Source organism: Caulobacter sp. CCG-8 (genome assembly GCF_037402475.1).
Classification (GTDB): domain Bacteria; phylum Pseudomonadota; class Alphaproteobacteria; order Caulobacterales; family Caulobacteraceae; genus Caulobacter.
This window is the reverse complement of record NZ_JBBEUD010000001.1, coordinates 348,279-358,741: the sequence shown is the minus strand read 5'-3', so window position 1 is coordinate 358,741 and position 10,463 is coordinate 348,279. Positions and strand designations below refer to the sequence as shown.

The 10,463-nt window shown below is 69.7% G+C and carries 12 protein-coding genes; 11 read left to right on the top strand and 1 reads right to left on the bottom strand.

Annotated elements, in window-relative coordinates; genetic code table 11:
* The 7 genes from WAE60_RS01520 to tatC all read left to right on the top strand — a co-directional run.
* On the top strand, positions 1 to 233 hold a 233-nt coding region (locus WAE60_RS01520; protein WP_337684545.1), incomplete at its 5' end, for an SPOR domain-containing protein.
* A 13-nt stretch (positions 234 to 246) separates the two neighbouring features.
* A complete protein-coding gene (gene nagZ, locus WAE60_RS01515; RefSeq protein ID WP_337684544.1) occupies positions 247 to 1,272 on the top strand; it encodes a beta-N-acetylhexosaminidase in 1,026 nt (341 codons plus the stop codon).
* On the top strand, positions 1,269 to 2,093 hold the full coding sequence (locus tag WAE60_RS01510) for a ScpA family protein (RefSeq protein WP_029916547.1): 825 nt from the start codon (positions 1,269 to 1,271) through the stop codon (positions 2,091 to 2,093). The genes nagZ and WAE60_RS01510 overlap by 4 nt, the downstream gene beginning before the upstream one ends.
* Entirely contained in the window at positions 2,090 to 2,752 is a 663-nt protein-coding gene (gene scpB, locus WAE60_RS01505) for an SMC-Scp complex subunit ScpB (protein WP_337684543.1), read from the top strand. Before WAE60_RS01510 ends, scpB begins: the two co-directional genes overlap by 4 nt.
* A gap of 143 nt (positions 2,753 to 2,895) precedes the next feature.
* Positions 2,896 to 3,120 carry a twin-arginine translocase TatA/TatE family subunit gene (locus WAE60_RS01500; RefSeq protein ID WP_029916543.1) on the top strand — a complete coding sequence of 75 codons (225 nt, stop codon included), beginning with the start codon at positions 2,896 to 2,898 and terminating at the stop codon, positions 3,118 to 3,120.
* A 95-nt stretch (positions 3,121 to 3,215) separates the two neighbouring features.
* Positions 3,216 to 3,797: a Sec-independent protein translocase protein TatB gene (gene tatB / locus WAE60_RS01495; RefSeq protein ID WP_029916541.1), complete on the top strand. Its 582-nt coding sequence runs from the start codon at positions 3,216 to 3,218 to the stop codon at positions 3,795 to 3,797.
* On the top strand, positions 3,794 to 4,696 hold the full coding sequence (gene tatC, locus WAE60_RS01490) for a twin-arginine translocase subunit TatC (RefSeq protein ID WP_029916540.1): 903 nt from the start codon (positions 3,794 to 3,796) through the stop codon (positions 4,694 to 4,696). Before tatB ends, tatC begins: the two co-directional genes overlap by 4 nt.
* A gap of 145 nt (positions 4,697 to 4,841) precedes the next feature.
* Here tatC and WAE60_RS01485 read toward each other — a convergent pair whose 3' ends face one another.
* Positions 4,842 to 5,312 (bottom strand): hypothetical protein, encoded by a 471-nt coding sequence (locus WAE60_RS01485; RefSeq protein WP_337684541.1) that lies wholly within the window; start codon positions 5,310 to 5,312, stop codon positions 4,842 to 4,844.
* A 343-nt stretch (positions 5,313 to 5,655) separates the two neighbouring features.
* On the opposite strand from WAE60_RS01485, the gene serS reads away from it, so the two are divergent.
* The 4 genes from serS (at position 5,656) to WAE60_RS01465 (ending at position 10,383) form a co-directional block, all read left to right on the top strand.
* On the top strand, positions 5,656 to 6,951 hold the full coding sequence (gene serS / locus WAE60_RS01480; protein ID WP_029916536.1) for a serine--tRNA ligase: 1,296 nt from the start codon (positions 5,656 to 5,658) through the stop codon (positions 6,949 to 6,951).
* On the top strand, positions 6,948 to 7,742 hold the full coding sequence (surE, locus tag WAE60_RS01475; RefSeq protein WP_337684538.1) for a 5'/3'-nucleotidase SurE: 795 nt from the start codon (positions 6,948 to 6,950) through the stop codon (positions 7,740 to 7,742). The genes serS and surE overlap by 4 nt, the downstream gene beginning before the upstream one ends.
* Positions 7,742 to 8,398: a protein-L-isoaspartate(D-aspartate) O-methyltransferase gene (locus WAE60_RS01470; protein ID WP_029916533.1), complete on the top strand. Its 657-nt coding sequence runs from the start codon at positions 7,742 to 7,744 to the stop codon at positions 8,396 to 8,398. The genes surE and WAE60_RS01470 overlap by 1 nt, the downstream gene beginning before the upstream one ends.
* Before the next feature lie 101 nt (positions 8,399 to 8,499).
* Positions 8,500 to 10,383 (top strand): LysM peptidoglycan-binding domain-containing protein, encoded by a 1,884-nt coding sequence (locus WAE60_RS01465; protein ID WP_337684536.1) that lies wholly within the window; start codon positions 8,500 to 8,502, stop codon positions 10,381 to 10,383.
* The last annotated feature ends 80 nt before the right edge of the window (positions 10,384 to 10,463 follow it).

Here is a 10,463-nt window from a genome sequence, read left to right as displayed (position 1 = left end):
CCAGCGTGCAGATCGGCGCCCTGTCCTCGACCGCCCTGGCCGACAAGGCCTGGTCCGACGCCGCCCGCATCGCGCCGGGCATGGCCGCGGGCAAGGGCAAGCGGGTCGAGGCGATCGACAAGAACGGCACCACCCTCTACCGCACCGCCGTCACCGGTTTCGCCAGCCGCGCCGAGGCCAAGGCCTTCTGCGACGCCCTGACCGCCGCCGGCAAATCCTGCTTCGTGAAGTAAGAGGGCAGGGCGCATGGCCAGCATCTCCGCCGCCATCCTCGGCTGCGCCGGGACCACCCTGACGGCGGAAGAGGGCGCGTTCTTCCGGGACGTGAAGCCGTGGGGCTTCATCCTGTTCAAGCGCAACATCGCCGACCCGAACCAGGTCCGGGCCCTGACGGCGGCGTTGCGCGAGACGGTGGGGCGTCCCGACGCGCCCATCCTGATCGACCAGGAAGGCGGCCGCGTCGCCCGCCTGGGCGAGCCGCACTGGAAGAAGTACCCGCCCGGCCGCGCCTATGGCGAACTGGTCGCCAACGATCCGCTTGTGGCTCGCGAGATCACCCGCCTGGGCGCCCGCCTGATCGCCCACGACCTGCTGTCGCTGGGGATCAATGTCGACTGCGTGCCGGTGCTGGACGTGCCCGATCCGCAGGGCCACGAGATCATCGGCGACCGCGCCTACGGCGATACGCCCGAGCAGGTGGCCACCCTGGGCCGCGCGGCGGCCGAGGGCCTGCTGGCCGGCGGCGTCCTGCCGATCATCAAGCACATCCCCGGCCACGGCCGCGCCATGGCCGACAGCCACCTGGAACTGCCGGTGGTGAAGGCCAAGCTGGCCGAGCTGGACGCCCGCGACTTCGCGCCGTTCCGCGTGCTGTCGGACATGCCGATGGCGATGACCGCCCACGTCGTCTACACGGCCATCGACCGCAACCGCCCGGCCACGACGTCGCGTAAGGCGATCAAGAAGATCATCCGCGAATCCATCGGCTTCGACGGACTTCTGATGAGCGACGACCTGTCGATGAAGGCGCTGTCGGGCGACTTCAAGCAGCGCGCCAAGGACAGCCTGTCGGCCGGCTGCGACGTGGTCCTGCACTGCAACGGCGACATGGCCGAGATGAAGGCCGTGATGTCGGGCGTCGGCAAGCTGTCGCGCGAGGCCAAGCGCCGCGTCCAGGCCGTCATGGGCCGCCTGGTCAAGGTTCCCGAGCCCTTCGACGTCGCCGAGGCCCGCGCCCGCTTCGATGCGGCTTTCGACGGACGCTTTGCGTGAGCACGGGCTTCCAGCCCACGCTCGACTTCGAAGCGGCCAACGAGGCGGCCGAGGACGGCGCCGCGCTGGTCATCGACATCGACGGCTACGAAGGCCCGCTGCACGTGCTGCTGGCCCTGGCGCGCAGCCAGAAGGTCGACCTGCTGCAGCTGTCGATCACCCGCCTGGCCGAGCAGTACCTGGCCTTCGTCCAGCAGGCCCGACGCGTGCGCTTCTCGCTGGCCGCCGACTATCTGGTGATGGCCGCCTGGCTGGCCTACCTCAAGTCGCGCCTGCTGCTGCCCAAGCCCGAGCGCCCCAAGGCCGAGGAGCCGCCCGCCGAGGAGATGGCCGCCCAGCTGGCCTTCCGCCTGGCCAAGCTGGACGTGATGCGCAAGGCCGTCGAGGCCCTGAAGGAGCGTCCGATCCTCCAGCGCGACGTCTTCATGCGCGGCGATCCCGAGGCGGTGAAGATCGTCTCCTCGACCCGCTTCGAGGGCGACCTCTACGCCCTGATGACCGCCTACATCACCCAGCGCAAGCGCGAGCACGGCCGCCACTACGCCCCGCGTCCGCCCCAGGCCTATCCGCTGGAGGACGCCCGCGACCGCCTGCGCGATCTGCTGCCGGAGATGAAGGACTGGACCACCCTGTCGGGCGTGGCGCCGGTCGACCGCTGGGAAGAGGACCCCGAAGGGCCCAGTCCCGCCAGCTACCTGGCCTCGACCCTGTCGGCCAGCCTGGAGCTGGTGAAGGAGGGCATCCTGGAGGCGCGGCAGATGGAGCACTTCTCGGACATCTACCTGCGCACGCGGGCCGAGCCGCTGGAGCCGATCGCTTGACGACCCAAGACCCGCTGTTCACCGAACACTGCATCGAGGCCCTGCTGTTCGCGGCGGCCGAGCCGCTGAGCGCCGAGGACCTGGCCAAGCGCCTGCCCGAGGGGGCCGACATCGCCATGGGCCTGGCCGACCTGGAGGCGCGCTACGCCGGACGGGGCATCGAACTGGTCCAGGTGGCCGGCCGCTGGCGGTTCCAGACGGCGACCGACCTGTCGTTCCTGATGACCGAGGAGCGCGAGGAGCCGCGCCGCCTGTCCAAGGCCGCCCAGGAGACCCTGGCCATCATCGCCTACCACCAGCCGGTCACCCGGGCCGAGATCGAGGCGGTGCGCGGCGTCCAGGCCAGCCGGGGCACGCTGGACGTCCTGCTGGAGCTGGGCCTGGTCAAGATGCGCGGCCGTCGCCGCACGCCGGGCCGCCCTGTGACCTTCGGCACCACCGACGCCTTCCTCGAGCACTACGGCCTGGCGACCCTGGGCGACCTGCCGGGAATCGCCGAGATGCGGGCCGCCGGCCTGCTGGCCCTGGACCTGCCGCCGGGCTTCTCCGTGCCCGACCCGATGGGCCTGCGCGCGGGCGAGGACGAGGACCCGCTGGAGGACGGCGACGAGGCCCCGGAATTCGCTCAGGATTTCCTGGGAGACCTGGAAGGGCGGTAGGGTTTGCGCACATCGTCGCGGGCGGCGGCTTATCGTCCGGCGACGCTTTGCCCACCGCCTCGCGACCGCCTATATTGTCAGAGATATTGTAACGACACGCCGCAGCGGCTAATGGGCGCGCTGTCGCAAGGAGCATCGTCGTCATGGGTAGCATGAGCTGGATCCACTGGGTGATCGTGATCGCGGTCGTGGCCCTGCTGTTTGGCGGGCGCGGCAAGCTGTCCGGCATCATGGGCGACGCGGCCAAGGGCATCAAAGCCTTCAAGGACGGCCTGAAGGACGATCCGTCCGACGAAGTCGCCGCCAACAAGGCCACCGGCGCGCTGCCGCGCACCGACGCCGAGAAGGAAGACCTGCGCAAGTCGTAGGAGATTCGTCGCGGCGTGGTCTCCGAGGGGAGGGCGCGCGCGACCGTCGTTTCACTCCGCGAGCCCGGCCTGGCCGCTCGCTCTAAGGCGCGTCCATGCTTCCTGATATCGGCGGAACGGAACTCCTGGTCATCGCCGCGGTCGCCCTGATCGTGGTCGGTCCCAAGGACTTGCCCGTGCTGCTGCGCAAGCTCGGCCAGTTCGTCGGCAAGATCCGCGGCATGGCCAACGAATTCCGCGCCAGCTTCGACGAGATGGCCCGCCAGTCGGAGCTCGACGAGCTGCGCCGCGAGGTCCAGGCCATGCGCGAGGGCCAGTACACCGCCCCGATGCGCGACGCCGCCGCCCAGGCCGCCGACGCCAATGTCGACCAGGTGTTCGCCGACATCGACGCCGGCCTCAACAGCGGCGCGGTCAAGGTCTCGCCGCACGACGCCTACCAGCCGCTGACCGCCACGGTCGAAACCCCGGCGCCGGCGGTCGAGATCGTCGACAAGCCGGCCCGGAAGCCCCGCGCCCCGGCCAAGCCCAAGGCGACCGAGATCGTCTCCAAGTCGCCCGCCAAGCGCGCGGCCAAGGGCGACCTGTCGGTCCCGGCCCCGACCAAGCCCGCCCGCAAGCGCGTGGCCAAGACGGCCCCTGGGGCCGGCGACACCAATTCGGACATCACCTCGTGACCAACGCCATCGGACACGATCCGGAAGACGAGATCGAAGCCTCGCGCGCGCCGCTGATGGATCACCTGATCGAGCTGCGCATGCGGCTGATCATCTGCGTGGTCGCGCTGTTCATCGGCTTCGGCGTCTGCTTCGCCTTCGCCGACCGCATCTTCCTGTTCCTGGTCGAGCCGTTCACGGTGGCCCAGAAGCTGCTGGCCGCCCAGCACGCCGGCGGCCATCACGGCCCGTTCGACCTGCTGCTGGCTCTGCTGGGCCTGAAGGACATCCCGGCGACCGACACCAAGGCCCTGGGCCTGGTCTACACCGCGGCGCTCGAGTTCTTCTTCACCAAGCTGAAGCTGGCCGGGTTCGGGGCCGTGGTCCTGACCTTCCCGGTGCTGGCCTGGCAGCTGTACCGCTTCGTCGCGCCGGGTCTCTACAAGAACGAGCGCCACGCCTTCCTGCCGTTCCTGATCGCCTCGCCGGTGATGTTCGTGCTGGGCGCGGCCCTGGTCTATTATGTGATGCTGCCGTTCGTGCTGTGGTTCTCGCTGAGCCAGCAGATCAGCACCGCCGGTATCTCGATCCAGCTGCTGCCCAAGGTCAGCGACTACCTGACCCTGGTGACGACCCTGCTGCTGGCCTTCGGCCTGTGCTTCCAGCTGCCGGTCGTGGTCTCGCTGCTGGGCATGGCGGGCATCGTGTCGAGCAAGCTGCTGCGCGACGGCCGCCGCTACGCCATCGTCGGCGTGTTCATCGCCGCGGCCATCCTGACCCCGCCCGACCCGATCAGCCAGATGACCTTGGCCATCCCGATGTGCCTGCTCTACGAGATCTCGATCTGGTGCGTGTGGCTGATCGAGCGCCGCAAGGCCAAGGACGAACGCGAGCAGACCAAGGACGTGGTCGCGGTCTAGGCTTCGCCTCAGCGTCTCTCCAAAGCAAAAGCCGCGTCCGGCCTTGAGGCTGGTCGCGGCTTTTCTGTCTTTCGACCCCTCACCCGACCCCGGCTTTCGCCGGGACCACCCTCTCCCGCAAGGGGAAAGGGAAGGGCTCAGGCGCTTACGCGTCCTGGCGGCTCGCGACGGTCGCGGCCTGCAGCTGGGCCTTGGCTGAGCGGACGGCGTAGCCGACGCAGGCGCGGTAGTCGGCCATGCTGCTGACGCCGTTGGTGGCCTTGCAGACCGTCTGGGCGGCCAGCTTGATGTCGGCGTCGATCTGGTCGGCCGACTTGCCTTTCAGCGAGACGCGGACGACGGTCAGGTCCTGGCGCGGGGCGACGGTCTTGGTGGCGCGGGCCTTGGCGATGGCGGCCAGCTGGCGATTGGCGGCGCCGATCGCGCCGGTCACGCACTCGTCCGAGACGACGGCCTTGCGGTCGGTGCAGACGGCCTGGGCGGCGGCGCGGATTTCGGCGTCGATCTGGGCGGTCGACTTGTCGACCAGCGAGATGCGGATCAGTTGGGCGGCGCTGGCGGGAACGGCGGCGGCCGACACGGCGGCGACAGCGGCCAGAATAGCGATCTTCTTCATGGGGAGGCTCCAGGATTTTCGAAAACAAACACGAGTGCTTCAAGTGGCGCGCTGTTTTTCATCCTGGGATTAATAGGCAATGGAGGAACGACATTAATCGCCGTTATCCATGCATTTTCGGCCGCGACATCTCGCCACGCCTAGAAATGACTTTGGAATGTTCTTGCCTGATGAATCTATGCCTGCACCTGGCGAAGACGTCGAGCCCCAAAATGAGCGCGGCGCGATCACGGTCGGTTGATGGCCGGGCGATGGCGGCGCGGCGGCTCCCGAAAAGGTTGGCGCCCCCGCCGACGCGCCTTAGAGAGGTCCGTTCTTAACGACTTCTCCCTCGAGCGTTCCGATGCACGACATCAAGGCCATCCGCGACAATCCCGAAGCCTTCGACGCCGTCTGGTCGGCGAAGGGCCGGTCGGGTGCGGCCGCCGAGGCGGTCAAGCTGGACGCCCAGCTGCGCGCGGCCCAGACCGCCCTGCAGGAAGCCCAAGCCAAGCGCAACGAGAGCTCCAAGCTGATCGGCCAGGCCAAGGCCAAGAAGGACGAGGCCGAGGCCGCGCGCCTGATGGCCGAGGTCGAGGCGCTGAAGGGCGTCATGGCGGCCGCCGGCGAGGAAGAAGCCCTGGTCGGCGGTCATCTGAAGGACCTGCTGGCCAGCCTGCCCAACATCCCCGCGCCCGAGGTCCCCAAGGGCGAGGACGAGGCGGGCAATGTCGAGGTCCGCCGCTGGGGCGACGCCGCCAAGCTGCCGGCCGGCCGCCTGAACAATCCAAAGGACCACGTCGACCTGGGCGCGGCCCTGGGCGGCATGGACTTCGAGGCCGCCGCCCGCATGAGCGGCGCGCGCTTCGTGGTGCTGAAGAACCAGATCGCCCGGCTGGAGCGCGCCCTGGGCCAGTTCATGCTGGACCTGCAGACGGTGCAGAACGGCTATGCCGAGATCAGCCCGCCGGTCCTGGTCAAGGACGAGGCGCTGTTCGGCACGGGCCAGCTTCCCAAGTTCGCCGAGGACCTGTTCCGCACCACCGGCGACCACTGGCTGATCCCCACCGCCGAGGTCTCGCTGACCAACCTCGTGCGCGAGCAGATCACCGACGAGGCCGAGCTGCCGCTGCGGCTGACGGCCCTGACCCATTGCTTCCGCTCCGAAGCCGGCGCCAGCGGCCGCGACACCCGCGGCATGATCCGCCAGCACCAGTTCCAGAAGGTCGAGCTGGTCTCGATCACCACGCCCGACCAGTCCGAGGCCGAGCACGAGCGCATGGTCCAGTGCGCCGAGGCGGTGCTGAAGGCCCTGGAGCTGCCGTTCCGCACCATGCTGCTGTGCACCGGCGACATGGGCTTCGGCGCGAAGAAGACCTACGACCTGGAAGTCTGGCTGCCCTCGCAGAACACCTATCGCGAGATCAGTTCGTGCTCGAACTGCGGAGACTTCCAGGCCCGCCGCATGGACGCCCGCTGGAAGAAGGCCGGCGAGAAGGGCACGCACTACGTGCACACCCTGAACGGCTCGGGCCTGGCCGTCGGCCGCACCCTGGTGGCCGTCCTGGAGAACTACCAGGACGAGACGGGCCGCATCACCATCCCGACCGTGCTCGTGCCCTATATGGGCGGGGTGACCCACATCGGGGGCGCGGCGTGAGGATCCTCCTCACCAACGACGACGGTATCCACGCCCCCGGGCTCGAGAGCCTGGAGCGCATCGCCCGCGCCCTGTCGGACGACATCTGGATCGTGGCCCCGGAGTACGAGCAGTCGGGCGCCGGCCGGGCCCTGACCCTGTCTGACCCGATCCGCGTGCGCCGCATCGACCCGCGCCGCTTCGCCGTCGAGGGCACGCCCACCGACTGCGTGGCCATGGCCGTCCAGCAGCTGATCGAGGGCCCCGCGCCGGACCTGGTGCTGTCGGGCGTCAACCGCGGCCAGAACCTGGCCGAGGACGTCACCCTGTCGGGCACGGTGGCCGGCGCCATCGAGGGCATGGCCCTGGGGATCCCGTCGATCGCCCTGTCCCAGGCCATGACCTATTTCCACGACGAGGTCGTGGCCCATTGGGAGACGGCCGAGCACTTCGGGCCGGGCATCGTCCGGCGGCTGCTGGAGATCGGCTGGCCGAAGGACGTCATCATGAACGTCAACTTCCCGGCGCTTGCCCCGGAAAGCGTCGCCCAGGTGGAAGTCACCCGCCAGGGCTTCCGCGACTCGCACATGCGGAGCATGGAGAAGCGGACCGACCTGCGGGGTCGCGACTACTACTGGACCGGCTTCGTGCTCAAGCCGTCCACGCCGGCGGAGGGCACCGATCTGAAGGCCGTCTACGAGGGGCGCATCTCGGTCACCCCGCTGCATATCGACCTGACGCACAACCAGACCGTGGCGGCCATGAAGGGCGTTCTGGGCGGCGCGCCGCCTAAGCTGGAGCCCGTCACGTGATGGCCCAGGCCAAGAGCGATACGCCCGAGGCCCGCCTGAAGGCGCTGATGGCCGCCCTGCGCGCCCAGGGCGTCACCGACCCGGCCGTGCTGAGCGCCATCGAGAAGACCCCGCGCGACCTGTTCACGCCCGACCTGTTCAAGGAGCGGTCGTGGGAGGACTCGGCCCTGCCGATCGCCTGCGGCCAGACCATCAGCCAGCCGTTCATCGTCGGCCTGATGACACAGGCCCTGACCCTGGAGCCGCGCTGCCGGGTGCTGGAGATCGGCACCGGCTCGGGCTACCAGACCGCCGTCCTCAGCCGCGTCTCGCGGCTGGTCTACACGATCGAGCGCTACCGGACCCTGATGAAGGAGGCCGAGGCCCGCTTCGCGGTGCTGGGCCTGACCAACGTCATCACCAAATTCGGGGACGGGTGGGAAGGCTGGCCCAAACAGGCGCCGTTTGACCGCATTCTGGTCACCGCCGCGGCGCAGGATGAGCCGGAAACTCTGCTTTCGCAGCTCAAGCCCCAGGGCGTGCTCGTCGCGCCGGTGGGGAAGGGGCCGGTGCAGAGCCTTCGCCGCTACGCCGGCGACGGAAAGGGGGGCTTCACCGTTGAAGTCCTGTGCGACGTGCGTTTCGTCCCGATCCTGGATGGCGTCGCCCGCGAGTAGTGCGGGACGGCGGCGCCGGGTTCCGGAAGCGACGCGAGATGTTTAATGGTTGGTTTACCCTCGTGACGGCGTCTGGAGCCTCGCGAGGCAGAGGAGAGGCTATGAGGCAGTTGTGGACGCGCGCGGCGGTGATCGCCCTGACGGCTGGAACCCTCGCGGCCTGCGAAAGCACGGGCGGCGCGCAGTATCCGATCCGGGGCGAGGCGCCGACGCCGAACTTCCCGGTCGTCAAGGCGCCCGTCGCCGACCAGCAGCCGGAAGGGCCTTCGACGCCGTCGACGGCCGACGAGCCCGCGCCCAGCTTCTCGGCCCCGGCCGGCCATGTCGGCGTGTCCAGCCAGTCGCTGGCGCCGCCCGCCGCCGAACCCGCGCCTCCGCCGCCACCCCCGCCGCCTCCGGCCGCTGAATATCGACCCGCGCCCGCGCCGCGGCCCGTGGTGGTGACCACCGTGGCCGGCCCGGTCGTGACGATCGCCGGCCCGCCCAAGACCTACAAGGTCAAGGCCGGCGACAACATCGACGCCATCGCCCGCAACCTGGGCACCAGCCGCGCCCAACTGGCCAAGGACAACGACCTGAAGTCGCCGTACCGGATCCATCCGGGCCAGGTGCTGCAGGGCCCGGACGCCAAGGACGCCAAGGCCTATATCGTCCAGACCGGCGACACGATGTTCGCCATCGCCAAGCGCTTCTCGGTCTCGGCGGCCGCCCTGGCCGAGGAGAACGACCTGAGCACCGGCTCTTCGATCAAGAAGGGCCAGAAGCTGCGCCTGCCGGACGGCTACAAGGACAAGGGCCCCAGCAAGACCACGGTCATGCAGGCCGCGCCGCCTTCCAGCGCGTCTTCGGCGCCGATCGGCGCGACCCCCGCCCGCACCCCGACCTCGAGCGCCAATTCCGACTGGCGTCCGCCGCCCGCCGCCCCCGAGCGTCAGGTCGAGGACGAGGCGCCCGCCGCCCGTCCGGTCACCACCACGACGGTCAGCGTCACCGGTTCGGTGGTCGAGGTGGCCGGTCCGCGCCGCATCTATACCGTCAAGTCGGGCGACGCGATCGACGCCATCGCCCGCGGCCTGGACACCACCCGCGAGGATCTGGTCAAGGACAACAAGCTCAAGGCCCCGTACACGATCCACCCGGGCCAGAAGCTGAAGGGCCCGGAGACCACGGCCAAGGCCTATGTCGCCAACAGCGGCGACACCCTGACCAACATCGCCAAGCGCTTCAACGTCAAGCCGGCCGCCCTGGCGGAAGAGAACAACCTCAAGGTCTCGGCCACGCTGAAGAAGGGCCAGAAGATCCGCCTGCCGTCCGGCTACAAGGACAAGGGCCCGCTGAAGACCACGGTGACGACGACCCCGGCCGCCCCGCGTCCGACCACGCCGGCGCCCAGCTACAATCCGCCGGCCGACACCACGCCGGCCCCGCTGCCGACCGCGCCGCGTCCCTACACGCCGCCGCCGGCCACGAACTATCCGCGCACGCCCAGCGGTCCGGTCTCGGCCCAGCCGGTGACGCCGCCGCCGTCGTCGGGCCAGATCATCGGCTCCAGCCCGCCGCCGACCGAGGCGGAGATCACCGCCGCCGGCCGCGGCCGCTTCGTGTGGCCGATCCAGGGCGAGACGATCTCGGACTTCGGCCCCAAGGGCACCGGCCAGCGCAACGACGGCGTCAACATCCGCGCGGCCCAGGGCACGCCGGTCCGCGCCGCCGCGGCGGGCGAGGTGGTCTACGCCGGAAACCAGGTGCCGGGCTTCGGCAATCTGGTGCTGGTCAAGCACGCCGACGGCTGGGTGACGGCCTACGCCCACCTGTCGACCACCGAGGTCAAGATGCGCCAGCAGGTGGCCCAGGGCGCGACCCTGGGCGCGGTCGGCCAGACCGGCGGCGTCACCGAGCCGCAGCTGCACTTCGAGGTCCGCTACGCGCCGACCCCGAAGGACAAGGCGCGTCCGGTCGATCCGGGCCTGGTGCTGCCGAAATAGTCAGACGTGTTTTCCCTCCCCTTTTATGGGGAGGGTGGACGCGAAGCGGACGGGTGGGGCCTGCTGACTCAGAAACTCCC